This window comes from Butyrivibrio sp. NATIVEDY162 (assembly GCF_045999815.1).
In the GTDB taxonomy this organism is placed as follows: Bacteria; Bacillota; Clostridia; order Lachnospirales; family Lachnospiraceae; genus Butyrivibrio.
In genome coordinates this window covers 11,005-37,800 of record NZ_CP172573.1, presented here as the reverse complement: position 1 = coordinate 37,800, position 26,796 = coordinate 11,005, and the positions used below count along the sequence as shown (strand labels likewise).

General features: G+C 39.8%; 20 protein-coding genes. 1 reads left to right on the top strand and 19 read right to left on the bottom strand.

Translation table 11 applies throughout. The features are described 5' to 3' along the window. Position 1: 1 nt before the first annotated feature. The 12 genes from ACHCNF_RS00135 to ACHCNF_RS00080 form a co-directional block, all read right to left on the bottom strand. On the bottom strand, positions 2 to 1,441 hold the full coding sequence (locus ACHCNF_RS00135; protein ID WP_408070775.1) for an extracellular solute-binding protein: 1,440 nt from the start codon (positions 1,439 to 1,441) through the stop codon (positions 2 to 4). A 275-nt stretch (positions 1,442 to 1,716) separates the two neighbouring features. Then, positions 1,717 to 2,085, bottom strand: coding sequence for a putative toxin-antitoxin system toxin component, PIN family (locus ACHCNF_RS00130; RefSeq protein ID WP_091820659.1), 369 nt, complete (start codon positions 2,083 to 2,085; stop codon positions 1,717 to 1,719). Further along, complete coding sequence (locus tag ACHCNF_RS00125; RefSeq protein WP_091820660.1) at positions 2,085 to 2,357, bottom strand: AbrB/MazE/SpoVT family DNA-binding domain-containing protein; 273 nt, start codon at positions 2,355 to 2,357, stop codon at positions 2,085 to 2,087. The genes ACHCNF_RS00130 and ACHCNF_RS00125 overlap by 1 nt, the downstream gene beginning before the upstream one ends. A 257-nt stretch (positions 2,358 to 2,614) precedes the next feature. Beyond that, positions 2,615 to 3,220: a DNA-deoxyinosine glycosylase gene (locus tag ACHCNF_RS00120; protein WP_408070774.1), complete on the bottom strand. Its 606-nt coding sequence runs from the start codon at positions 3,218 to 3,220 to the stop codon at positions 2,615 to 2,617. Positions 3,221 to 3,324: 104 nt separating this feature from the next. After that, on the bottom strand, positions 3,325 to 3,600 hold the full coding sequence (locus tag ACHCNF_RS00115; RefSeq protein WP_408070773.1) for an amidohydrolase family protein: 276 nt from the start codon (positions 3,598 to 3,600) through the stop codon (positions 3,325 to 3,327). 84 nt (positions 3,601 to 3,684) lie between these two features. Further along, the gene (locus ACHCNF_RS00110; RefSeq protein ID WP_408070772.1) at positions 3,685 to 4,164 is read right to left on the bottom strand and encodes a hypothetical protein; all 480 of its coding nucleotides are present in this window, start codon (positions 4,162 to 4,164) and stop codon (positions 3,685 to 3,687) included. Continuing rightward, positions 4,103 to 4,663, bottom strand: coding sequence for a DUF2087 domain-containing protein (locus ACHCNF_RS00105; protein ID WP_408070771.1), 561 nt, complete (start codon positions 4,661 to 4,663; stop codon positions 4,103 to 4,105). The genes ACHCNF_RS00110 and ACHCNF_RS00105 overlap by 62 nt, the downstream gene beginning before the upstream one ends. 14 nt (positions 4,664 to 4,677) lie before the next feature. Then, complete coding sequence (locus ACHCNF_RS00100; RefSeq protein ID WP_408070770.1) at positions 4,678 to 5,037, bottom strand: hypothetical protein; 360 nt, start codon at positions 5,035 to 5,037, stop codon at positions 4,678 to 4,680. 46 nt (positions 5,038 to 5,083) lie between these two features. After that, positions 5,084 to 6,061, bottom strand: coding sequence for an aminopeptidase (locus tag ACHCNF_RS00095; protein WP_408070769.1), 978 nt, complete (start codon positions 6,059 to 6,061; stop codon positions 5,084 to 5,086). A gap of 314 nt (positions 6,062 to 6,375) precedes the next feature. Further along, positions 6,376 to 7,680, bottom strand: a complete 1,305-nt coding sequence (locus tag ACHCNF_RS00090) for an ATP-grasp domain-containing protein (protein ID WP_408070768.1) — start codon at positions 7,678 to 7,680, stop codon at positions 6,376 to 6,378. Positions 7,681 to 7,687: 7 nt separating this feature from the next. Then, a complete protein-coding gene (locus ACHCNF_RS00085) occupies positions 7,688 to 9,781 on the bottom strand; it encodes an ABC transporter ATP-binding protein (RefSeq protein ID WP_408070767.1) in 2,094 nt (697 codons plus the stop codon). A 179-nt stretch (positions 9,782 to 9,960) separates the two neighbouring features. Continuing rightward, positions 9,961 to 12,006 carry a methyl-accepting chemotaxis protein gene (locus ACHCNF_RS00080; protein ID WP_408070766.1) on the bottom strand — a complete coding sequence of 682 codons (2,046 nt, stop codon included), beginning with the start codon at positions 12,004 to 12,006 and terminating at the stop codon, positions 9,961 to 9,963. A gap of 309 nt (positions 12,007 to 12,315) precedes the next feature. Between ACHCNF_RS00080 and ACHCNF_RS00075 the strand changes: the two genes are divergently transcribed. Next, positions 12,316 to 12,879, top strand: a complete 564-nt coding sequence (locus tag ACHCNF_RS00075; protein ID WP_408070765.1) for a hypothetical protein — start codon at positions 12,316 to 12,318, stop codon at positions 12,877 to 12,879. Between the two features lie 158 nt (positions 12,880 to 13,037). Here the strand turns inward: ACHCNF_RS00075 and ACHCNF_RS00070 are convergent, their stop codons facing one another. From ACHCNF_RS00070 to ACHCNF_RS00040, 7 genes are all read right to left on the bottom strand, one after another. Continuing rightward, positions 13,038 to 15,458 (bottom strand): glycoside hydrolase family 31 protein, encoded by a 2,421-nt coding sequence (locus ACHCNF_RS00070; RefSeq protein WP_408070764.1) that lies wholly within the window; start codon positions 15,456 to 15,458, stop codon positions 13,038 to 13,040. Between the two features lie 2 nt (positions 15,459 to 15,460). Continuing rightward, positions 15,461 to 17,305 carry an alpha-amylase family glycosyl hydrolase gene (locus ACHCNF_RS00065; RefSeq protein ID WP_408070763.1) on the bottom strand — a complete coding sequence of 615 codons (1,845 nt, stop codon included), beginning with the start codon at positions 17,303 to 17,305 and terminating at the stop codon, positions 15,461 to 15,463. 41 nt (positions 17,306 to 17,346) lie between these two features. Beyond that, positions 17,347 to 18,609, bottom strand: coding sequence for a sugar ABC transporter permease (locus ACHCNF_RS00060; protein WP_408070762.1), 1,263 nt, complete (start codon positions 18,607 to 18,609; stop codon positions 17,347 to 17,349). Further along, positions 18,609 to 19,970 carry a carbohydrate ABC transporter permease gene (locus ACHCNF_RS00055; protein ID WP_408070761.1) on the bottom strand — a complete coding sequence of 454 codons (1,362 nt, stop codon included), beginning with the start codon at positions 19,968 to 19,970 and terminating at the stop codon, positions 18,609 to 18,611. The genes ACHCNF_RS00060 and ACHCNF_RS00055 overlap by 1 nt, the downstream gene beginning before the upstream one ends. An 87-nt stretch (positions 19,971 to 20,057) precedes the next feature. Further along, positions 20,058 to 21,398 carry an extracellular solute-binding protein gene (locus ACHCNF_RS00050; RefSeq protein ID WP_408070760.1) on the bottom strand — a complete coding sequence of 447 codons (1,341 nt, stop codon included), beginning with the start codon at positions 21,396 to 21,398 and terminating at the stop codon, positions 20,058 to 20,060. A gap of 287 nt (positions 21,399 to 21,685) precedes the next feature. Next, positions 21,686 to 22,702: a LacI family DNA-binding transcriptional regulator gene (locus ACHCNF_RS00045; RefSeq protein ID WP_408070759.1), complete on the bottom strand. Its 1,017-nt coding sequence runs from the start codon at positions 22,700 to 22,702 to the stop codon at positions 21,686 to 21,688. Positions 22,703 to 22,903: 201 nt separating this feature from the next. Then, entirely contained in the window at positions 22,904 to 26,770 is a 3,867-nt protein-coding gene (locus ACHCNF_RS00040) for a starch-binding protein (RefSeq protein WP_408070758.1), read from the bottom strand. Positions 26,771 to 26,796 lie beyond the last annotated feature (26 nt).

Below are 26,796 nucleotides of genomic sequence, written 5' to 3'. Positions count from 1 at the left end.
CTTAATTCACACTTGAACCAGAATTGGCTTCTGATGCAGCCTCAGAGGTTTCTTCAGATGCAGCATCTGTAGCGATGTCTTCTGATGAAGCATCTGTAGCTGCATCTTCTCCTGATGAAGCTTCTGTAGAAGCCTCAACTACTTCTTCAACGGCTTCACTCTCATCAAGGCTGCCGTTTGATTCCTCGCCTGTAATTTCTGTTACCATTTCATTTAGAAGTACCTGAAGACTCTTACCGGAAGGGTTTCCTGCACTCATAGCTTCTCCAAAAGTAGTTGCCGCGCCCCAATAGGTTCCACCAACACGCTGAAGACTTGAATACGGAGCCTGCTCCTGAAGTGCCTTGATTGATTTTGACTCTCCCACTTCTCCTGAGGAAGAAGCATTAGTATTCGAAGGGCCCTGGCCTCTCATTGTAAATCTCAGTGTCTGATTCTGTTCATTTGTCATCCAGTCTGCAAATTTAGCTGCCCAGGATGCATTTTCCGAATAAGAGTTAACGCCAACAAGCTTGTACCCGGCATAGCTGGACATCTGTAGCTGCTGGCCCTTTACAGTATAAGTCGGAAGCTTGGTAGCAGCATAATCATCGCCCCAGGCCTCTTTAATAGCGTTTTCATCCCACACGCCGCTTACTCCGGCCACAAAAGTCCCATCTGCAGCTCCGGCAGTAAAGCCATCATTACTGGTCGCTGCAAAAGCCGGATTCGTGCCTATCTTTATCATTGCTTCAGCAACATCAACACCGGTAATGTCTGTATAGGTTGCATTCCAGTTACAGTAAGTAGAGATTCCATCGTCATTAAGACCTATTTCCATATCAGTATTGCCGAAGAATGAATACATATACCATCCGGAAGTCATCTCCATGAAAACCTGTTTTCCTGCCTTATTTGCTGCCGCCAACAGGCTATCCATGGTCTGAACGTCCTCTTCACTTAGATATTTTTTATTATAAAAAAGGAAATAACCATTATCTGCAGTTAGTGGATAAGCATATAAGCTTCCATTAATGGAAGCGGCTTCACTTGCTGCAGTAAGATTTCTTGAAGAAATCTCGGAGTCGTTCGACACCTTTTTTAGCACACCTGATGCCACAAACGCCATCAGCTGATCATCTGCGAAAGTAAAGACATCAGGAGCATTTATAACATCCCCCAAAATATCATCCTTACAATTAGCTTCACTGTGAGCCTCAAAGGTAATATTAAAGGTGGCTTGCCCTGCATATTGAGATGTAAAGCTGCTTATAATTTGATTAACAAGATCTGCATCCTCATCTGCTCCCCATACTCTAAGACTTACATTGCCACTAGGGAGTTCATTAGAGGCTTCAGTAATAGATGTGTCATTCTCATTTTTAATGCTTTTCCCACATCCTGTAACGGAGACTATGACTAAAATAGCTGAAAGAAGAACTGATAGTAAATATTTATGCATAAAAACCTCCTTGCAATCTAATGCAAATACAGAATAGCAAGGAATTTTACACAATTCAATGTAACGTATATTTATTTATTATAATTTAAGATTGTTCCCGATTTGTTTATGCAAATGATACTTTATCCTAAACCTATGATTATTTCATTTTTTTGACCTAGTTTACTTTTTCACCTAACTATAATACCAGGCGTTCTCCATAGGAACTATATCAGCTTGCATCTGCACTGTAGGAAATGTTATTTTCATCTAATAGCTTTTTGAGATTTGAATTTTCATCCTGAAGATTTCTTATTATATTTCTCAACTGTGAGAAGATCTTTATCACCACTAACTATGTAATAACATTTTGAATCAAGCGCACATTCAATGAATTTGTTATCATCAGGATCTCTGCAAACATCCACCTTCGAATGCACCTCGATTACATTGCACTTAGACTCAATCTCTATAAGAGGTATCTTTGGCTTTTTGCCAGGAAATTTTTCTTTAAGGTATTCTACAGTTTCTGAATACTCTTCAAGAATCTCCGCAGATGCATAAGCATCAATATTGTTTAGCATCAGCTTATCAATTATTTCCTTAGGTTTTCCTCCAAAGAAAATAGCAGAAGCAACAACATTTGTATCAATTACAACTCGCATCAGGATTTTCTCCTTTTCCTGACAGCAGTAATAGCTTCATCTATATCGGACTCTGTCATACCAACTTCTTTCGCCCATTTCTGAGATTCTTTCATCAATTCGTCGAATTCACTTAGATTTGGCGCAACAATAGGCTTTAAAAGTATATTATCGCCATCAGTAACTACGATAAGTTTACTTCCTGTATCTAAAGAAAGTGCATCTCTAATATTTTTAGGTAAAACCACCTGACCTTTTGAAGAAACAGATGTTACTTCTGTAATCATACTCATACTCTTTCCTCCTTTGGTAAGATTTCCTTACTTAAATTATACTCCCCCTTACCCGAAAGTCAATTTACTAATCAATTACATATTCATATTTGCCATATTAGAGCCGATTTTATAGTTCATTTTAAAAGGTGCAAGTGGGGTGCAAAATTGATGTATAAATCCATTCAAACGCCTAAAACAAGCCAGTTCTACCTTTTTGTTGGTAGACTCCCATGGCAGACGAATAGTACATTTATCATTATTTTTTTCCTCGATTTTTAATTCTTTATTTCAGATTTCCATACATCCACAAGTCTTTCCAAACTCCACGCTGCATTTGCCGGACTGGTGGATGGAAGCACCACTGCTTTTATCCCCGTCACCGGTTCAATATACTTGATATACAGTCGTTCAGCTGTTTTCCCATTTACGATTATCTTCTGAATCTTTGAATTATTTATGATTTCGCTTAAATCATTAGCTTTTGCATTTTTAATGCTCGCATCAGATGAACCCGATATTTCGCATTCAGCAATCACATCCCAAAGTGCAAGATGATTATCGAGAATCAATTTCTTCTTTTCTTCAATTGAAGTCGGATTCTCCTGATCAAAAATACTTGCAATCACCTTCCAGAATCTGTTTTGCGGATGGCCATAGAAAAACTTCATTTCTCTGGATTTAACAGATGGAAAGCTCCCTAGTATCAACACCTTGGAATCCTTATCATAAAGTGGGGGAAACGGATGTTGCTGGACACTCTGCTTATCCGTCTGTCCCATTATTTTCATTTTTGTTTGCGTGTTATATTGGTTGATATTGACTTTCTTTTTTATCTTTCTCATTCCATCAAACACCACATGTTCAACCTTTTTCTTACCCATTTCAAATCACTTCAATCTATTATAAACCAAATAGCTTTTTTACTTTCTCAAACATTTCAGCTGTAGCTTCCCACATTCCACCGAGGTGCTTTCTTTTATTCCAATCATCTTCTTCCACTCAATCCCCTGAGTCTTATCTCTTCCAACTGATCTACTGATAAGGTTCCAGCCTTATACAGCAAAAGATATTCATTCTCTATGGAGCTGTTAAAGATCAAAAGGTCATCGGTATTGAGAGTCACTTCTACACCGTTCTCGACAAGCATCTTTATAGGATGTTGCTCATAATCTTTGGCGAAGCCAAGTATCACATTGCTACTTGGACAGACATTTAACTGAATATTATTATCTGCCAGAAAGCGCATGTTATTTTCTATCAAACCTTCTATAAATGAGCTATTTACCATTTTCCTTTACAAAATCCTCCGGAGTCAGTATATTATCAATAAGCTCTATCTTCATAGTCATTCCTCTAATAAGGCAGCCCAATACCCATCAATTGCTGCTTTGTTATCGTATGAACTGAGTGCCATAAGCAAAAAGAACAATTTACTAACTTCATCAAACGACGGCATTTCACAATACGTCTCATATCCCGCCTTGAATTCATTCCAATCTTCAACCTGGTAATGAAGGAAGGCAAGCTCCCATTCTACAGGGCCAATCACATACGCATCTAAATCGACACACGCTGCAATATCCTCATCGCTAAACAAGAACTGATCCGCGCAGATGTCGATCATTATTAGCGAATTACCACTGCTTGAATGCTGTTTGTCCTTTATCTGGTCGTAATAACCTCTGATTTTTTTATCCGCATCATCATTTCCATTCCAATGCTCATTAATACAATCCTCTATATATCTTCTGGCATGATATGAATCAATCCTTCTCTCTATTGAGAATATACACCCCGTCTTTTCTCTCCAAAATTCCTTCTGCAACCATATCCCTCCTGATAGTACAAAAGTCATCATGGAAATCAGCGATGATCAGATTCACTTCTTTCTCCGTATATTTTTTGCCCTTCTTAAATGCTTTCCCAATTTCTTCAAGAACAATCTTTTCTTTCTTGCGCTGACTGGGAATAGCTTTAAGCTTGCCGTATTCAAAGAAAGCATCAATAACCTTTTTGCGGTATGCATCGTCACGCTCTTTTTGCAGTTCACTTTCAGATGTCTTTTCACTTAAGATATCAATGATATTAACCTCAAAAAGCTCCTTGTTGATAGAATACATAGTATAGTACTGATCTTTGTAAGACCTAACAGCTCCGGCATCTTCAAGTTTTTTCAGGTGAAAAGAAACTGTGGCAGAGGTCAGTTCAAGACGCTCTGCAAGACGCTCAACGTACATGTCTTCAACCATAAGTGACTTTAATATGGACAATCTTGATTTATCTGCAAGACATTTAAAAAAAGCAATTGCTTCCTTATCTGTCATGACTACCTCCCGTTTTAAAACAATTCATCAAATTTCTCGATAATGCTGTCAGCTACTTTAAGCTTGGCTTCTTCAATCATGATCTTTTCTGCATCATTATGCTCTTTTGCTTTAGCCAAGGAATTTTTCCATTGCGTGGGTACATTAACAGATAGCTTTTTAAAACCATCTTTGAAAACCTTCTCATCTCCTGCTGCCTGCTTAAAGGGAACATCTATGAGTGATGAAAAAACATCATAAATATTAAGAGCTGCCCGATATGCTCTGGCTTCATCCTCTCTGTCATCAGCAATAAGAAAATCTATCCGGGACTGTGTTTTCTGCTTTTCATTCTCCATAAATTCTTTTAGTTCTTTAATCCTTTTTTCCATCATATTAGTCCTTTTTGTTATTTCATCAAATAGCAAATGATTTCCAATTTTACAGAATTACCCCAACATTCACAAAATCCATATGGAACCTGGTCTTATTAGTTCCTCCAAACAAATAGTTCATTCCAAGTCCAATATGAAATGTTCCAAGTGCATCCTCGTCAAGAGCAGCACCTTTTCCGGAATATGTAACGGCCGGATTCATGCCGATTCCAAGCTCTCCAACTACCCTTGCCTCTTCTTCCTGTACGGAAAGAAGCTCATTAAATGCGTCACAGTCAGAATCGGTTACTCTTCCGTTTTTTATAGTTATTGTTATATTGTCAAAAGAACCGACATCTTCTATAAACAAATTCTTATAAAAAATTGTTCCGTTTGTCTTATCTTCTAATGGCGCTATATAAATCTCACCGCATGGAAAAGCGCCTTCCCCCGCATCAATGATCCACTCTCTTCCGGTAACATCCATAACAAGTGTACTATCTTCACCGGTCCTTATTGTTATGATATTTGAAGTAAAGCTATCGATCTTCTTCTGGCATTCTAAAGCAAGTGCTTCGTAATCAATGTTCAAAGCCTTTTCCATCCTGACCTTATATTCTTCATAGTCTTCTCCTGCAAGTGCAGCATTAGTCTGCGATGGCATAGTGATCTGAATAAGCTTTTCGTGACTGCTCATGAATGAAAAAAGTGATCTAAGAACCATAGAAAAATCTGCATATTTATCTTTTTCAAGTCCCCTTGGCGGCATTCCGGCAGGTCTTTGAAGAGTATCTATGACCATTGTACAATCTTTAACCGGCTCAAAAAAGCTGTCATCTATATTTTCAGTACCTTTACCCACAAGCTCTATAAGGTATTCCTCTGTGAAACTCAGCGTCTTGTATTTTATTCCTTTACTATTTAACTCGTTTTCAAACAATTTAAGGTCACTGTCATCTCCCTCACTCCAATAATTGATCAGGACTATGTCGTCAGCAGCTATCTTCAAGGCGTTTATCATTTTCTCAATAGTATTTTGATTCATGTCTATTCTCCAGTCTATATTCTTTTAGATATCCATCTAATTATTTTATATTATTTTTGCATAAGTAAATTTAAGTTGTCAATATTATTTCGATATTCATCTAATTACTCGCATATAAAAAAGGCCAATCCTATATCTATTTGGATTAGCCTTCCTATAAACCGCGTTTTATCTATGTCTGTTTTTCTATCTGATCACTTTTTGGAATCTGAACATTCCACTTACCTTAATTACAACTCCGCCTACTGCTTTTCCATCACTTATCATTGAAAAAAAATGGTCCTGGAGGACGGGCGCTTACGGTAATCAGCTCTCTAAATATCTCTATACTGATATAATAGTTCAAGGTGATTCTTCTCAAGATCGTAAATATATTCCAGGTCTTTTTGTATCTGTCTTTCGTCACTGTCTGTCAGAAAAATAGTCCCTCCATTTGTTTCAAAGTCTATCGTTTTGGCATAATGCAGCTGCGCCCCATTATCAATCGCATACTCAAATGATGGAAGATTCCTGCAAGCCTCTGTTATTGTTACTTTCTCCACATAAATATCTCGGTCCAAAATAATATCTTTCTGGATGCCCGGCTGTTTCAAAGGCATCTTTTCAGGATATTTTTTCAGAAAATCACAAGGCTCCATAAGATAGGAATCAAGTGATACTTTTGTTTCATGTTCAAACATGATTTTGTCCTGATAAGTATATTTTTGGAAACCTCCTCCCGGACGACAATTCACTTCTACAAGTACCGGTCCATCATCTGTAACGATCACTTCCGTATGCACCGCTCCATATTTTATACCTATCGCATCAAGGACATTAAAGACATACTCTATTATTTCTGTATATTCCTCCTTATCCGGTGATATGTATATTGTTTGATCATAAATAGTTCCAAATAATGGAATTACTTTCTTTTTATATTTCCAGCCATATAGAACAACGTGATTTCCTTCGCAGGATATTGTATCTATAGCGTATTCAGGACCTTCATAAAAAACCTGTCCGACAACGGTTTCCCCGTCCCGCTCCCGGTCATTTATAAGCTTTTCAAGAACCTTATAAACCACTTTTACCTGTTCTGCCGAATCACAAATATGCACTCCGGCTGTAGCCGCACCCTCAGTAGGCTTTAGTACCACTTTTTTACCTTTATGGGAAATAAAAAAAGAGAGTGCTTCATCCTCTGAATGAAGTATTACAGTATCCATGCTTTTAAGGTCTGCCTCCTTAAGAGCCTTTTGCATATGGTATTTATCGCGCATTGGCATGTAGTTTTCCAAAGAATTGCTTTTAAGTCCCAAATCGCCGGACACCTTCATGCATAGCCAAAGCGCATTATCTGCTCCCGGAAGAATCAAAATAGGATTTATCTCCTTTATCATTTCAAGAGCCTCTTCGTAGGTCGGCTTTTCCATAATTACTTCTGGGCAAATATCTCCATTGAATTTATAGTTAGAGGTATAATCATCATGCATCTCTATACGCTTTGCTTCGTCTTCTATAAAAGGTTCCAAAAGAACCGGCTCATATCCAAGCATTCTGATATCATGAATATAATTCACAGCAGAAGAATAGCATTTGTATATTATTATTTTTCTTTTTTCTTTATTCTTTCCCATACAGCTTCTATTCCTCCGCTTCGTACAGTTCTCTATAGGACTCACAGCGCTCCATCAGCGTGGCATGTGTTCCTTCATCAAGTATTCTGCCATCCTCCATAAACATGATCTTGTCAGCCCCAATTACTGTTGATAAGCGATGTGCTATTACAAATATAGTTCTTTCCTTTCTGATGTTATCAAGAGTTTCCTGTATTCTCATCTGAGTCATATTATCAAGAGCTGATGTCGCTTCATCCAGAAGTATTATCGGAGAATCTTTAAGAAGACACCTGGCTATGGCAAGACGCTGCCTTTGCCCGCCTGACAGATTCACTCCGCCTTCCCCTATTAAAGAGTCATATTTTAATGGCATCGCTTCAATATCATCAAACATACATACTTTCTTACATACTTCCTTCATTTCATCTTCTGTAAGATCAGGCTTGGCAATGCTTAGGTTTTCGCGGATAGTCATATGAAAAAAATAGGGACTCTGGTTTACAACCGCTATACTACCCCTGATGGAATCCTTGTCCAGAGTACTCATGTCATTGTCATCCAAAAAGATGGCACCGCTCCCGGCTTCTACAAGCTTGCAGACCAGCTTAAACACGGTAGTTTTTCCGCAACCACTTTTTCCGACAAGTGCAACCATAGAACCAGCAGAAACTTCAAAATTCATATTCCTTACAATCTTTTTTGACTTTATTGTTGGATCAGAAGATTCATAAGCAAAACTGACATTATCAAATCTTATGTTTCCACGCACTAAATCAAGATGAGTATTTCCAAACTCATCCTTGGGGAATTCCGGCGAACTTATAATTGCGTTTATGCGTTCTGCTGAAAGGTCAAAGCTTTTCAGAAATTCAAGAAACTGTCCCAAAATGAGCACTGCTGATGCCCCAAGCTGCTGGTAATAGTTGAACAGGACAAGTGCTATGGCCGGAGCAAAATAACCGGTTGCAATAAAAGCAGCAAGCATACAGGTGAAAATCATTTTCCCTGTATCGCCAAAGCCCCAGCGAATGAGTTTAAATCTCCAGTTCCTTAGCATAAGATGCATATGACTACTGTTAGTGTCTTCAACGCGTCTCTGAAGTTCTGTGCAAAAAGCATCTTCACTGTTTAAAGATTTGATATCAGTAACTCCATGGACCATCTCAGAAATGAATCCTGACAGTCTCTCACGTGCATTGCGATAAATTCTGTCATCCTCAAACATACGTCTGGTACGGATGAACTCCGTGGCTATCTGACACGCAAGTATCGCAACCACAATCGCAAAAACAAGTGGACTTATGACAAACATAGCAATCAAAATACCCAGATAATTAAAAATCTGTGATAGCTGGTCCACTATAGTATTAAATCCTGTTGCCAATGTGTCAGTATCTCCAGTGAGACGTTGTATGAACAAGCCTCCGCCCTTAGCCTCGATGCATGCATTTTTGATTTTTAAACTGGCTTTAGTTAAATCATTTTCTATATCTGATAAAAGTCTGGCATAAATAATGTTATATCTTGTATTACAAAGATAAAGAGTTGCATCTGTTACAATATCGACAGCTAAAATAGCAGCTGCTGCAAGAACCACCTGTTTCAAATTCGATTCTGTATATGCTACGATTACCTTTGCAGATAATATTGGCGCGATAATGCTCATTGCTATACTTAGCCACTGACAAATAACAGCAAAGAAGAACATCGCTTTGTAGCGGCTTACGTATGTCCAGGCGAACTTAAGATTTTTCCCGGTGGAATGATACATCGGCACAGTAAAGACAATCTGATTGCGACCTGAATTATATGTCCATTCAGGTTTCATAGTATGTTTTTTCTCAAGCCCTTGTAGTATTTCACTCTGAAAATCTGACGGATTCAGATTCTCTCCCGGTATTTCAAGCTTTAAAAATATGTTTTCAGTGGATTTAGATGTCTTTATAGTAAAAGATTTATCAGCACCCAGTTTTTCCATATATAAAAACAGAATCTCTTCAAGATACACCCCGGTTACAATGCGGTCTCTATCCTCTATTCCATTCTGCCCGGCATAATGATTGAAAGAAGCAATAGCATCTCCAATATCTCTATTCGTAAACTTTCCACTATTTCTCATGCAAAAGCTCCTTTCACATTTTTCTGACAAAAGCTAAAGCCACTTTGAAATACATTTTTTCAAAGTGGCTCTATTATATTTTGTGTTATACGTTGTATTCAGTATTTACTCTGAACCAGTCTCTCTTTTTCATAACACAACCATTAACAAAATCGACAATACAAGGCCTGACATTAAAGTCACGAAATCGTAAATCTATCGAGGTTTCCATTGATAGTATCAACAGCTTCAGATACTGAAGATGCTGCATTTGCAACCAGCTCTGAGGATGTCGCAACTCCCTTTGCAGCTTCCGTTACTCTATCAACATTGTTCGCAATCTCCTGAGTTGAAGCTGACTGCTCTTCTGAAACTGAAGCCATATTTGTTGCTACATCATTAACCTTCTCCATTTGGCCGGCCATCGTAGTAAGAATTTCATTGGCATCTGACAACTGCTGCGTAATTTCCCTGAATGTAGTAGCTGCATTGTTAATAGATTCAGCACTGGAATTGATCAGCTGAGTATTGGCTTCTGACTTGTCAGAAAGCTGCTGCACTCTGGCTGACATATCTTTGATAATATCACCAATCTGTTTTGTTGCATCTGCTGAATTCTGAGCTAATTGTCCAATCTCCTGTGCAACAACAGCAAAACCTTTTCCTGCTTCACCTGCTCTTGCAGCTTCAATGCTGGCATTAAGAGACAAGAGATTCGTCTGAGAAGAAATAGAATTGATCAGGTCAATGATCTGGTTGATCTTATCAGCAGCCTCATCAACACTTGAAACAGCATCTGCCATATCCTTCATGGAATCAACTATATCATTCATTTCATTTGCTACATCAGCCATCTCATGCTGACCGGAATCAGCCTTTGCAACAAGCTCATTCATGGTTTCTTCTATATGCTGTTCCTGATCTGTTACACTAGCAACAGTCTGAGCCAGAATTGTAGCATTTTCTGCAACATCATTAACAGCCTGGGCCATGTTCTCGATATTTTCGCGAATCTGATTCATGCTGGCAGACTGTTCATTGGCCGCACCTTCCAGATCTTCAGCCGTATTCTTGGAGTTTTGTGCATCTCCCAGAAGCCTTCCTGATACATCTTTAATCTCACTAAGAGACGTTCTCATACCATTTACAAAATCACCCATGGCATTGTTCATGTAAGCAATTTCATCATTTCCGTTTGATGAAATATTAACGGTAAAGTCACCGCCTGAGATCTTTTCAATATTTCCAGTAAGACTTGTAACAGGATTCTTGATCAGCTTTTTAAGTACTATATTCATTATTATAATTACAGCAGCTATTGCAACCACTGTTACACAAACAAGGATAGCAACAAGTCTGAACAGGGCTGAGAGCACTTCTTTTTGCTTAGCATAAGTAATTACAAACCAGTCTGTTCCACTTACCTGAGAAGCAACCACATAATAATTGTCTCCTCCTACTTTCATATTAGCTACTTCATGAACATCTTTTCCTGATTCTTCGGCTACATAACTGCCAATAGCAGTAAGGAATGGATCATCAGTAACATCAGATATGTTACTGCCACAAAGTTCAGCATTCTTATATGTAAGAAGAAGTCCTTTAGCTGTGATCATCATTGCGCCACCTGTCTGGTATAACTGAACACTGCCCAGGTCCTCCTGAACACTTGATAAAAACATGTCTGCGGCAAATGCACCTTCACGGCCGTCCTTAAGATGAACATGTCTGATAACTGATGCGCAGAGGCCTCCGGTGACCTTATCAAAATACGGAACATCATAGTAATAGAACCAGCTGTTAGTGTATGTCATGGCTTCCTTATACATGACGTTCTCTGTACAGTCTTCTATTTTATAAGTTGGATCAGCAGGATAAATAAAAGTCTTATCATTTAGCATTACATAAGTTCCGGTCGGAAGAAGGGTATACCTTCCAACTGTTCCCGCAAGGTATTCCATTATATCTTCATTTGAAGCAAACTCGTTCTGTTCAATCGCATCTGCTACACCATTCAGGTAGTAGAATGTAGAATTAAGCTCTCTGTTTACTTTATTTGCATCAACAGAGACTTCATTTTGCAGAGAATTGTAAATAAGATCTTTGATCATAGAATAGCCCAGAGAAAAAGTGATTCCCTCAGCTACCAGAATAGTGATAAGGAGCATCGCCACAAACAACAATGAAATCTTCGCACTTATTGCCTTTGGCGATGAGCCTGCTTTTTTTAATGAATCGTTACTCATGATATACCTCCTCACAGAAACATTTACGTACCATACAGTTAATACACTATTTTAAGTATACATGATGATTCTAAATATTATATAAAGTAAATCTTTAATCGTTATTAAATCATACATGAATACAGTATATGTATTTATCCTAAGAATAAATACATGCGTCAGCTGCGATAAAAACGGAAATTACGCGATGGGTGTTTAATAAAAACTTTATATGGTTTATATCGAATTTTTATTAGTTTCGGTTATGATGGTTCTCAGTTGAAGTAGTTCCATCATTTAAACTATTCTAATTATTAGGAGGTAACGTAAATGAAGAAAATTATTTCTGTACTTATGGCAACAACAATGTTTTGCGCACTTACAATTTCAGCCAGTGCTGCTCCCCTTTGCCCTGACAGAATTGTTCCGGGTGAAGTTGAGAACAATGCCGTTCTCGGCGCTGAATTTGTAGAGGCAGATACTTTCATTCCTGTTTCCACAGGTGTTGGCGATGTTAAGCAGAGCCGTGATGATGAAACCGGAATGACAGCAATTATCTCTCATGTTAATCCTGTTTATACAGGAACAGCTCAGAAGATTGCTTCCAAACTTGGAGCAAACATTGTTGGTGGTTTTCATATTACTCTTCCTACAGGAATTTCCGAAGCCGGTGTTACATTTGATGTAAAGGAAGGCTTCACAATGCCTGAGAATCCTGTATTCATTTCCTTACATGGAAAAGTATTCTGCACACCTAAGCGTATCCTAAGAATTAACGACAGAAAGTTTGTTATGGTTTTCAACGCTTCCGATCAGGATTTCTACATGCTTGATGGTGGTGCACTTGGTCTTGACCAGCACACATCATACAGAGACTTTTTCCAGGGACAGTAATATAACAGATACACTTCCTCACGTGAATGTAATAACTCCATAGAAAATCGGACAGATTTTCATTTTGGATAAATATAATAATGGGGCTGTTGCTCTCGGATATGATTTATCAAAAATTAAATCCTCCGGAAGTAACAGCCTCCTTTTCCCTAAATACTTCAGTCCATATAAACTTCTCTTATTGCATCCTTCATAACTTCTGATGTATCAAATTCAGAAAGCCACTTCAAAAACTCATCATCGCTCTTAGCCTTTAAGGCAGAGTAGATAATATCCTTGGTAACGGTCTCTATCCATGCTCTCTCAAGAATATCAAATACCTGCTTATGCTTATCATTTTTAGCAAGTGCAATATTGGACACTGCTATCTCTACGCCATCCTCTGAAGCAACACCCTTTACTTCTACAGTCAGGGTTTTCTTTTCAGAATCATATATTCCCTTGAGCTCTGAGGCATTATTTATATTGGTATTTATTCTTATAACGTCTTCAGTGCCACAGCAAGGCTCTACTCCGTAGATGCAAAGTTCATAGTCCCTCTTTTCGGGAATAAGTGACAAGTCTCCTTCGGCCGAGCAGATAGATACAGTCATCTTATCAGAGTTGCACTGACCATCGTTTTTCTTTTCATCATGTTCATAATAGAACACCTTGTATTTGGTAGTGGCATATGCACCCTTTTCAAAATCCATGCTGATGCCATCATCCTCATACAGCTCATACTCACCATTCTTACCTGCACCTATGCAGAGCTTCATACTATCAGGATTCTCTACACCGTTCTTTTTATCACTACGGTTCATAGGGATAATGCTGCCGGCTCTGAGCAAAACAGGTATCTCATTTATTGTTCTGTAAAGTTTTCTGGTGAAGCCGCCCTTGTATATTCTTCCGGTTAAAAGGTCATACCATCTTCCGTCCGGAACTATCATATTTACAGGTGCAAGTCTAAGCTCCTTATTTTCAGGCTCTGTAATTGCACCTACCGCCATAAGATCACCAAAATAGTACTCGTGAGGAACTGAATAAGCCTTTTCACCATCCTTCATGTCTTCTCCGACAATGCCGTAATACATAGGTCTTATCAGGGGTCTGTCCTCTTTATGCCCCTTGTATATCTCAGAATACATATAAGGGATCATGGCATGTCTTAATCTCATAAAGTTGCCCATTACTCTGCGATATGGCTCATCAATTACCCAGGGCTCTTTGTTCAGGAATGCGCTACTGCTGCTGTGAAGTCTCATAATGGGTGAGAACACGCCAAATTGGATCCATCTTGTAAGTCTCTCAAGATCCTTTTCACCAAGCATGTGTCCGCCTATATCATGGCTCCAGAAACCGTAGCCGATGTTGGATGCATTACTTGTGAAAAAGGGCTGAAACTCAAGGCTTCTCCAGGTCATCTTGGTATCCCCTGAAAAACCTACTGGATATCTGTGGCTTCCTGGGCCTGCATACCTGGAAAAGATCATGGGACGCACATTTCTGCCTTCCTGATCCTTATAGTGATAATGGTTTAATAAAAAGAGCGGGTCAACAGCATCCGGTCCGTCACCTGTTCCCTGCTGCCAGTCTATCCACCAGAAATCAACTCCCATTTTTTCATAAGGATTCATAACTTCTTCGAAGTAAACCTGTCTGAATTTTGGATCTCCAAAATCAAATCCTGAGCCCTCTTCCTTTTCGGTATCAAGATCAAGCCTTTTAGCAACATTCTCATACATATCTTCAAAGGCTCTGATTCCATCCGCAGGATGAAGGTTCAAAGTTGTATGAAGCCCTCTATCATGAAGTCCCCCCAGAAATCTTGCAGGATCCGGGAAAAGCTCCTTGTTCCAGGTATAACCTGTCCATCCTGTTCCATATTTTGGATCAATATCAGTAAGATGCCAGTCCATATCAATAACTGCAACAGAAAGAGGTATCTCTTCCTGCTCGAACTTATTTAACACTTCGTTATAGGATTCTTCAGTGTATCTATAGTATCTGCTCCACCAGTTGCCAAGCGCATAGCGGGGAATCATAGGAGTCTTGCCGCTAAGCCTATAGAAGTCCTTAAGACCTCCGTAGTAGTCTTCACCATAGCCGAAGAAATATATATCTATTCCCTTTGTTTTCTTCGTGCTGATTTCAGTAGTACCATTCACATCTTCAAAAACATACGCCTCACTGTCATCCATAACAGCATAACCGTTTCTTCCGAAAATACCGCCCTCAAGATCTATAGGACCATCCGCTCCGTCAAGAGTTCTTGCTGTTCCTCTAAGATTCCTGTCACCATTAGCATAACCCATGCCATAGTGCCATACATTGCCGCTTTCCTTGAGTTCAATAGTAAGTCCCACAGTGGAGAACGCCTCTTTATCATAAGAAAGTTTTAAATATGAAGTCTCAATTGTAAGCCCTTTTTCACTGTCAGTGTTTATAAAAGAGCACTTTGGAAAATCTCTGTTAACAACTTTGAAAGTATATCTGTCTTCGAATAACCCCTCTTCCTGATATTCAAGTCTTATTAGTCTTTCTGTCAGAACGGTTATCCTGAACTTATCGCCCTTTACCATATTGCTCTTCTTCATTATTATTTCACCTCAAAAATGTATGATGCATAGGCAGGAACCTCTACTATAAGATCCCCATCATCTACGCTCCATTTTATTGAATCTCCAAATTTGTCTTTGTCACTTGCAGGCTGCGCAGCACCAATCTCCCACACAGGTATACGTATGGTCCTGCTCTTATCCTCCATGGACAAGATTCCAAGATACATTTCATCCTTAAAAAATCTTGCTACTACAAGAATTCTTCCATCTGCAAACAGGACCTTTCTTCCGCCCTCTGCGAAAGCCTTTTTCTCTCTTCTAAGTCCTGTTATAGTCTTATAAACCTTAAAATGCTTTCTGCTTACATCGTCATCGCGGTCCCAGCACATGGGATATCTGAATCCCGCATCATGCTCCACATAACCGTCTATTCCAAGTTCGTCGCCATAATATATACAAGGAATTCCTGTAAACAGAAGCTGCGATGTTGCAACCAGTTTCCATTTTTCAAAACTGATGCACTCATAGTTATGTACTCTTGGAACATCATGGCTGTCATAGAGGTTCATCTGGCAATCAGCGATAACCTGCGGAAGAGTGTTGTAGTGGTCATTAGTTCTGTTAACGACGTCCTTAGCCGTCATCTGATAATCCACCGCAGCAAGTGGTTCGCATCTTGATATAAAAAGTTCGGGAAGCCCTGCAAACTGCCTTATTATTCTTCCGTATCCGTAATAATTCATAGGTGTATTCCAGAGGTCTCCCTGAAGATATTCATTACAATCCGCCCAGTGTTCACCTATAATTATGGCGTCCTCTTTTTCCTGCCTTATGGCACTGCACACCTCTTTCCACACTTCATCAGCAAGCTGAACGTCATCATTTCTTGCCAGAACATCTGCCACATCAAAGCGCCAGCCGTCTATATTGTAGGGAGGCTTAAGCCATTTTCTAAGAACTGAATCTTCATCCTTATATATTATTTTTCTAAGCTCTTCATTCCTGTAATCAAGCACAGGAAGCGAAGAAAAACCTGCCCATCCCTTAAGAGATCCATCCGGATTTTTGAAATACAGATTTTCCTTCTCTTTTGTCCAGGGATGCATTATTCCTGTATGATTTATGGAAATATCAAGTACCAGCTTCATATCGTTTTCATGAAGCGCTTCGGACAATTCTGCCAATGCTTCATCGCCGCCAAAGTGCGGATCAACATGAAAATAATCTATGCAGTCATACTTATGAGTTGAATATGCCGTAAAAATTGGATTAAGATAAATCGCAGTTACACCCAGCTCTTTTAAATAAGGGATTTTCTCCTTTATCCCCCGGAGGTCACCGCCGTAAAAATCCACAGCCCTGCCCTTATCCGGAGAGAGCGGTACTTCATTCCAGTTATCCATACGAATACTCTTTTTCCCATTGTATTCATACTCACCTGTCCTAACATCGTTTTCTTTGTCACCATTCCAAAATCTCTCGGGAAAGATCTGATAGAAAACAGCTCCGTTTACCCAGTCCGGTCTATGATGATCGGCCAGAATAACAAAATCGTGACGATAATCTGGTATATAGGTCTTATACCCCTCCCTGTTGTAGTAATAAATTGTATCCTTAGTAGCCAAAACAAAAATGTATTTTACTGTGGGTTCATTTATCTCAATCTCAGCCTTGTAATAAACAAGGTCATTACAAATCTCTCCCTTTTCCATCTCGATATACTGTTCTGCCCCGTTTGTCACCTTTCGGACAAATGCATGTGTAACAGGAGAGTCCTTGTACATCCTTACAGATACAAAGACCTTGTCACCAAGGGTAGGTGTCATATTTGAGACAAACCCCAATGTGCCATCACTATAAATGCTATCCGGCCAATTTTTCATAGATATACTCCTCAATCTGAATTACTGATAAGTAAGGATCATCATCCCTTTACGGAACCTGACAGACCCTCAACATAAAATCTCTGAAGCCATATGAACAGGATTACGATAGGAAGTGCAACAACAACCGCACCTGCTGCAAACTGTGTATAGTAGGTATCAATTCGTCTAAAGTCAGTCAGCCAATACAGACCTACCGCTACTGTGTATGAGCTCTGCTTATCGCCAAAGAGCATGCTGGGGAAGATATAATCAGACCATGCTCCAAGGAAGCTTCCAAGAACTGTATATACAATTATTGACTTCGAGAGGGGAAGAATAATATGTATAAATATCTGGAGTCTGGAAGCGCCATCAATGATCGCAGCTTCATCTACAGCCTTCGGAATTGTATCGAAAAATCCCTTGCTCACATGGTAACCCATGGCAGCACCTGCGGCACCAACAATGATAAGTGCGAGGATAGACTGATTCAACCCAAGTCCCTTAAGGATATTGTAAACTGCGATAAGTGACATGAATCCGGGGAACATACCGATGATCATCAATATATTCATAAATCCTTTTCTGCCCTTAAACCTTGTTCGGCTAAGTACAAATGCCGTAGCAAGAACTATCATGGTATTTATTACACAGCTGCATATTGCAACTATGAAAGTATTGAGCCACCACTTTTTAAAAGGAAGTACACTCTCATTTCCAAACAGATTTACAAAGTTCTGTAATGTAAGCTTATGAGGGAAGAAATAACCTACATAATAACCCTGCTCAGCTCGAAGTGCTGTAAGCACAATCCAGAGAATAGGGAACATCCAGATTATTCCAAGTATTGTCAAAACGATGTATCCGGTATTAGTCTGGGTTGTTTTCATCAGATACACAAGTCCGACATATGATGCCACAAGTCCAATCCAGAATCCGATTCCGAAATCTTTCACAAAAAAGCCGCTCATGATCCCTGATGCTTCAAGGATATTCTTGCTTGCAAAAAGTGTCAGTGTGAAGAAAATTGTTGAGAACACCTGGATGCACTGCCACAGCTTCATTCCGAAAACTGATGTCTTAAAATAACTAAATACTCCAAGGACAAAAGACAGCACAGCAAGTACTACTGCTGCATATATGGAAAATGCTATCGGAGAGGCACTTTCAGCATTAATAAGCTTAAGTGCAGTTCCTACCATTGATGTTCTTTCTCCTTCTCTTGAAATAAAGGGAAGAAAAAGGCTTGCAAATACTATAAACACTCCTGCAATTGCCTTAAGAAAATGAGCAAGATTTAATCCTATTACTATTTTTTTCATTACTGGAATCCCTCCTCATTTTTCATTGCATTTGATCTTGAGAACGAAATAAGTGTAAATGTTGCTGACAGAATGAATATCAAAATACCGATAGTCGCTGCCAGGTTGTAATCGTTACTATCCTTTGTCAGTTTGTAGAGCCATGTCACAAGAAGGTCAGTTTTGCCTGCGCCCTTGTAGTAGGTCAGTGTATGAGGCTCACCTGCTGTCAGGAAGTAAATTGTATTGAAGTTATTAAAGTTACCGATGAGGTTTGAAATTATATAAGGTGTTGTAACAAACCACATATACGGGAAGGTTATCTTTCTGAAAATTGTAAAAGGACCTGCTCCGTCAATCTTTGCACTCTCATAAAGTTCACCCGGGATATTCATGAGAATTCCGCTAACCATAAGCATAGTTACAGGAACACCTATCCAGAAGTTAACAGCTATAACCGATACTCTTGCCCATGTGGCATTTGTAAGGAACGGCAGTGCTGTTTTTGTAAAGCCCCACTGCTGCAGAAGAACATTTATAATTCCTCTCTCACCTAGCATTGTTGATACAACTCTAAGTGAAATGAATGCAGGAATTGCCATTGTGAAAACAAAAATCGTTCTCCAGAATTTCTTGAATTTAATTCCCTTGGAATTGATGATCATCGCAAGGATCATTCCTCCAAAATAACATGTGAAGGTAGCAAGAAATCCCCATACAAGTGTCCAACCCAGTACGGGCCAGAATGTTGCACGAAGTCTGTCCCCTGTTGCAAGAAGAGTTCTGAAATTCTCTATTCCAACCCAGTCAAACAGATTTCCCGGAGGCTGATGCTCTGAATCATAGTTGGTAAATGCCATAAGAATCATGTAGATCAGAGGCATTACTGTAAATATTGAAAGTCCTGCAACCGGAACTGAGAGAAGCAGGAAACGAACATTCTCATTTGTAAGGCTCTTTACATCCTGAATAAAGTTATTGATATGGCGTCCTGCTGCATGATTTGCTCTTGCAGTTTCACCGGAAAAAATAGAAAAGGCCCAAACTGCTATGAAGGCTATTGTCACAACTATTGCAACTACACCGGAAAGGAGGATCAGCATTGAGTTGTCACCCTGCTGCATCTCATAAATTCCAAGAGTTTCATTAAAGGCCATGCCCTGCACGTTATCTCCCAAAGTAGAGAGGTTGTGTAAAAGTCCTGCGCCCTTTACAAACATAAAAACAATATATGCAATTTCAAGAAGGAAAAACAAAAGACCCTTTATGACCTGACCATATCTGATGTTAGCCAAACCGCATATAAGATAGGAGAGTTTTGAAAAGATATCTCCTTTGGTAAAAATCGTTATCAAATTTCTATCTTTGAATTCTGTATTCATAACAAGCTCCATGCTTAAATTTGGGGCTGCAAGCTGCAGCCCCATCTAAAATAACAGTTCTTTTTTAACGAATCTAATCCGTTAGCATTACTCTGTAAGTGTACCTGTGATGCTGTCTACAAGTGCATCAAGCTGTGCCTGAAGGTTATCCTTTGTGATCTCTCCGCTGTAGATACCTTCACCAAGTGCTGCTGCAGGATCCCAGTAGTCACCCATCTTTGTGATGCTGGGCTGGTTTGTAGCAAGTGCTGCCTGATCGTTAAGTGCGCTTGATACGATATCATTCTTGATCTCATCGCTGTCTGCAAGAGACTTAAGAACCGGTACATCGCCCTGCTCTTTGTATCTGAGAAGACTGTTATCAGGATTTGCCATATAAACTGCAAGCTGCTGAGCAGCAAGAGGATGAGCTGTGTTTGACTTAACAGTGATTGTCTTAAAGTCAACAAAGTTAGAAAGCTGAACGTCCTTGCCGCCGATGTTAGCTGTAGGAAGTGCTACTGCTCCAAGGCTGTCACCAAGTGCCTCTCTGAACTCAGGTGCGCTCCATGCTCCTGATGTTACTGCACCAAGCTTTCCTTCCTTGAATGCTGATCCGCCTACGCCGTCCTTGTCCTCAAGATACTTGGGATTTGTTGCAAGATCGATAACGTACTCACCTGCTGCAAGGCCGTTAGCATCATTGAAGGAGCAGTCACTGGGATCTTTTCCATCAGCTCCGAAAAGTGTGCATCCGTTTCCAAGGAAGAAGCTCTCGATGTACCATGAGTTTGTGATCTGTGTTGAGAAATTGTACATGCCATCGCCAAGATCCTTAGCCATTATTGTATCAAGGCTCTTTACCTCATCCTCTGTGAGAAGATCCTTGTTGTAATACATGAAATATGTATTAGGTGAGAAAGGAACTGCATATGTAAGGCCATCAACTGTAACAGCATTTAATGCGCTCTCCGGAAGATCAGCTGCTAAAGTATCAAAATCCTTTGTGATGGGAAGGATAAGACCCTTTCCTGCAAGATCAGCTACGCCGCCTGAAGGTGTGTAGAAGATATCTGCTGCAGTATCTGCATCTGTCTCAAGATTAGCAGGAGCTTCGTCAATACCTACTACTGCAATCTCATATGTGATGTTGAACTCATCATGCTCTGCGTCAAAGTTCTTAACCATCTGGTCTGTTATATCAACCTCTTCTTCAGGAACCCAAATCTTGAGGTTAACGTCCTCTGCCTCAGCAGTTGTTTCTGTGCTTTCTGTAGCTTCAGCTGTCTCTGTGCTCTCAGCTGCATCTGCTGATGCAGTGCTGTCAGCTGTCTCCGTAGCTGAGCTCTGGTTCTGTGCTGCGCCATTTGAACTGCTGCCGCATCCTGCAAGAGCACCTGCTGTAATAGCAGTAGTCATCATAAGTGCTCCTAACTTTTTCAATTTCATTTCTTTTTCCTCCTGTTTTGCCTTTGTAATACTTTGTTTTACTAATTTTTGCCTGTTGGTTAATCGGTTTACTAGAATATACATCAGCTTGGTTAATCGGTCAACCTATCATTCACCTTTTCTATACTTTTAATAATTCTGTTTTTAAAAAGTTGGGGATTTTGCACAATTGATTATTTTGTAAATTAATGTTATTCGATTAACTATTTTTTAGAATAAATAAAAGAAAAACATAAAATGGCTGATGCGCCTGTTCTGATTCAACAAGGCACACCCGCCATCATTATTTAGTCAAGAAGATTCCTTACAGAATGTCTCTCACATACTCTGATCGGCTGTCTGATGTCTGCCACAAGATCCTTCTCTCCGCCAATCATTCTGAATAAATATTCCCCTGCCTTTTCAGCCTTCCAGACAAAGTCCTGAGCTACTGATGTGAGCTTAGGCGTCATAACATCACAGTCAGGAAGGTTATCAAAACCTACAACCGACATATCAAAAGGGACTCTGATTCCGCACTGTGACAGTCCCTCTATCACGCCATAAGCAACAATGTCCGACATAGTTGCAACAGCTGTGTAGCCGTTGTTTGAAAATACAAGGTCCTGCCCTACCTCAACTGCCCTGCTGTATATAGAATCGCAGGTGTAAATATCCGAATTGGGGTTGAACTTTATCTTGCTCTCATTGCAGGCATCTATGAATCCCTGCTGCCTTTCCTTTATAACGCCCTCACCGTTTATCTTAGGTGCAACCAGGGCCAGCTTTTTATGTCCTTTCCCTATGAGATACTTGGCAGACAGATATCCGCCTCTGTAGTCCTCTATACCAATGTTAACTATAGGTTCACCGGGTGCATAGGTGTCTATGAACACCATGGGTATTTCAATCCGCTCCCTTATTTCCTTCACTTCCTCCTTGTAAACCCCAAGGAAAAACGCCCCGTCCACATTCCAGGAGGACAATAACGGAATGATCTCACCCGGATATCCCACGCATCTAAGCATAATGTAGTAATCATGCTGTCTTACGTAGCGCTCCAAAGCAGCGATAATATGTGCATTATATGGATTAGTAAAAAAATCCTCATCTTTACCAAGATAAGGAACTACAACACCTATCAGATGACTTTCCTTTTTAGCGAGAGACCGCGCCATGACATTTGGCTTATAGTTTGACTCTTTTATAATTTTTTCTACTTTTCTTCTGGTTTCTTCAGATACTTTATGAAAATTGCCGTTTATGACATTAGAAACCGTTGCAGTACTGACACCTGCAAGCTTAGCAATGGTTTTAAGATTCATTTTTGCTCCAATCTACTCGAAATAGTTTAACGATTAACCTATGTTTAACTATACATAAATTCTGTAAATAGTGTCAAGTACGATTTTACATCAAAGGAAAATACTTAGTTAAAATGTTTTTCATAAAAGTAAATGTAAAAAATCTCCGGCCATTGAACTAATGGCCGGAGACTTATAAATATCATATACTATCCGTGATTCTTATTTCACTTTAATCTTGCAGGTAGCTGTATACTTGCCATCCTTTGTCTTAACCGTAATCTCAGCTGTACCCTTGCCCTTTGCAGTAACCTTACCGTTTTCATCAACTACTGCAACCTTCTTGTTACTGCTCTTCCATGTAACGTCCTTTTTTGTGGCATCCTTGGGTTTAACTGTAGCCTTTAGGGTATATGACGCACCTGTCTTAAGAGTCTTACTCTTTTTGTTAAGCTTAACTGATTTAACCTTAACAGGATCTGTTACCTTGATCTTAACGGAAGCCTTAAAGCCACCATCTTTTGTAGTAACTGTGATCTTTGTTGTACCTTTTTTCTTAGCCTTAACCAAGCCACTTGCAGATACTGTGGCAATTTTGCTGTTTTCACTGATAAAAGTAACATCACTGTTTGTAGCATCTGCGGGAACAACATTGACAACAAGCTGATATTTTCCGCCTTTTCCAATCTTTATAGTCTTTCCTTCAATACTTACACCTGTTACTGCTACTGTTTTTTCCTTTGTGTCAGTCTGCTTTTCAGGTTCTGCAACTGTAGGTGTCTTATCCTCAGGAGCTGTTGTATTTTCTTCTGAGCCTGAAGGCTTGTCATCAGAACCGGTATTACCTTCACCGGGTTCTGTATTACCGCCTTCTGAAGGGTTGCTATCACCTGCATCAGGCAGAGTAACATCTCTATCCCCAAGAGCATCCTTTTCTGTAGCATAGCCCTCTGTATCGGTGGTGTTGAAATAAACATTTGTAATGTTTCTTATCATCTTGTCGCCAAGCTGAGTTCCATCATTGTTGTTTATGATAAGGTGAACCTCACCGTCTTCAAGAACTTCTTCAGGAACATTAACACTGTAGAAGCCGTTAGCTTCCTTTGTCATCTTAGTTCCCGGCCATGCACCCAGAATATTATTGTAAGCGTTGTCTGTTCCACCCCAGATATATGCGTAAACATCCGCCCATTCATTATCATCATAGTAATATACGGGCTTATATTCCACTACTCCGGAGATTTTCTTAAGTGCGGCTTCTTTTGAAGAGAAATTCTTATTGTCAGCGATATATCTCTTTGTAATATCTGTTACCTTTAAGTTGTCTGTCTGTTTGCCATCACCACTGTTAAAGATGATGTTGAAGTCAGATCCTGTTCCTGTAGGAATAACAATTTCCCACCAGCCATCGCCTTCATCTGTTGCAGGAATGCCAGGCCATTCTCCTGTACTATAAGCTTCCCACATGTGAACATAAACTTTTTCCCAGTTATCCCTGTTATAGAAATGAACCGTGGTCTTGTTTGCAGAAATGCCAAGAGCTTCTTCTGCAGCTTCTTTTGAAGCATATTTTGTAACTGTCTTGCTTCCTGATGACTGTTCTTCGTTCATTGCAATGTAGATTTTTTCGTCATCAATTTTGATATCCTGTGTCTGTGATGTGCCGTTGTTAAAGATAACATTGATGGCATCATTATTATTTTCCGGCACCTTGAAATCTGCTCTGATCCAGTACTCACCGATATCAGTTGTACTCTTTCCGGGCCAGCCTCCTGCTACTTCTGTTCCATCCTCAAACCATGCATATGCCTTTACGTCTTCCCACAGTTGGGTATTGAAGAAATATACAGACTCTGTCTTAATTCCAAGAGCAGCTTCCATGGCCATGGGAGAATCAAATATCTTATCTGTATCAGGTGCAATATAGCTTTCTTTTCCACCACTTATGCTATATGAATAGCCATCAAAAGCTGTTCCATCGCCAAAAGTAATGGTGAAGTCATCTGAAGGAACATAGAATCTGAACCATCCTTCATTTTCATCTATACCTGAAAGAATTTCATCACTTCCTGAAACCTTAGCCTGTACATTGCTGTAGTTCTTTGAGTTGTAAAAATGTACTGTTGTAAATGTGCTCTCAGCCCTGTCCTTAAGCACTACTACTGATTCTGCAGGAATGACACCACTGATATTGCCTTCTCTGACAATGAAAATGTCATCTTTACCTTCAACTGCATTTACATATGTTCCATCTGCAAGAGTTGTCTTTCCCTGTACACTGGTTGCTTTTGAAGCAGAGTTAACAAGAACCGCTCCGTCAGAAACCTCAGCGCCTTCATCTTTTCTCTCGATCATGATAAGGTGCTTATCATTTCCGGGATTTGAAAGAACTTCATCCTTTCCTGCCATATCTCTTCTAAAGAAGTTAATAGCTGTAACCTCAGCAGATTTATACAGATTATTACCTGTAGGTCCAAGAATATTGTCACCAAACGGATTGTCCTTAGAACTGTTATTGGGTCTTGAGAAGAAAAGAGGTGTTCCGTCTTTTCTTGCTGCAATTACAGCCCATCCAAGTACAGTATCACTGTCATTTATGGATGTGTATGAAGTATCATTTATGTAGTTATCATGTGATTCTACCCAGGTTACAAGCTTATCTGCATCTGCCTTGTAAGGGTCCTCGTCTGCAATTCCATAATCTGATACTCTGGCAACTGCAAAGTTATCATTTGCAAGAGCAGATCTGATGGCGCTTCCATAATTGCTGGCAGTAGTTCCGCCTATATACTGCTGATATGCAGGCAGTCTTGACGCAGCTCCCTGAAGAACTTCACCGTATACGAAAAGATTGTCATAGCTCTTCTTACCTGTCTCCATAGCATAGCTGTTAAGAGCGCTAACCATATCAGGATAGAAGTTATTTCTGTCTTCCTGTCCCTCATAGGCACTTGAAACAGCATCATCAGGAAGGGCTATATGCTTGGCTGTGTCAATTCTGAAGCCGTCAGCGCCACAGTTAATGCAGTCCTCAAGGTAAGCATAGAAATATTCCTTAAAGTCATCATTCTCAGTGTCAACATCCGGAAGACCGCCCATGTCATCATAGGTTACTGACAGACGGTCGCTGTAGTTCATGTTGCTGTTTTTACCCTTGTGGTAGAGATTTTCAATTCCGCCTACAGCATCCAGCATGTTCTTGGAAATCTCACTTGTTGTAGGTGTGGTGTGGTTAGGAAGAATATCAACAATTACACCTATTCCATACTCATCAGCTGCATCACACATTGCCTTGAAGCCTTCTCTGTCTCCAAGCTGGTAATTACCGATAGTCCAGTCTGTAGGCTGATAGTGATAATACCACTGGCCCTCTCCTGTCAGTGTAAGTGCGGGATGAGTTGCTATTACTTCGTTAATGGGAGATGTCTGAATTGCAGTAAAACCTGCATTCGCAATTTCTTCCATGTGTGCTGTTATAGTATCAAAATTCCAGCAAAATGCATGAAGTATAGTACCATCATGAATTGATGACCTGTTTACATTTGCGGAATCATTCTTGTTTCCATCAGTGTAAGCCCTCTCTTTTTGTTTTGCGAGAACTTCCTTTTTCCTGCTTTCAGTTTCATCATCAGCATTGAGAATTACGATCTGTTCTTCTTCATCATCAAATGATGTTGCCTTCAGTACAGGGTCGTTTGCGTCTTCTGTATCTTCGTTCTGAATCTGAGTCTGATCCTCTGAACCATCTTCGTTATCCATGTCTGCTTGAAGCTTTGCTTCGTCGTCTTCATCTGTTTCAGGCTTAGCTTCGCCATCTTCTTCTGTTTCAGGCTTAACTTCGCCAACTTCATCTGTTTCAGATTTTTCAACATCTATGTTGTCTTCTGTCTCTTCATTATCTTTTTCTTCATTTAAGGGAGCAGCTTCATCATGCTCTGTTTCTGCATTTTCATCCTCTGCTGATGTAGAAACCTCCGGTTCGCTTTCAGCTGCATACACTGTTCCGGATACTGTTGGCATTCCGGAAAATAATGTAAGGCTGAGCCCCAGAGCCAAAAACCGCTTACCCCATTTACCTTTTTTTCTCATAAGTCCTCCCTATGAACCGTATTAAT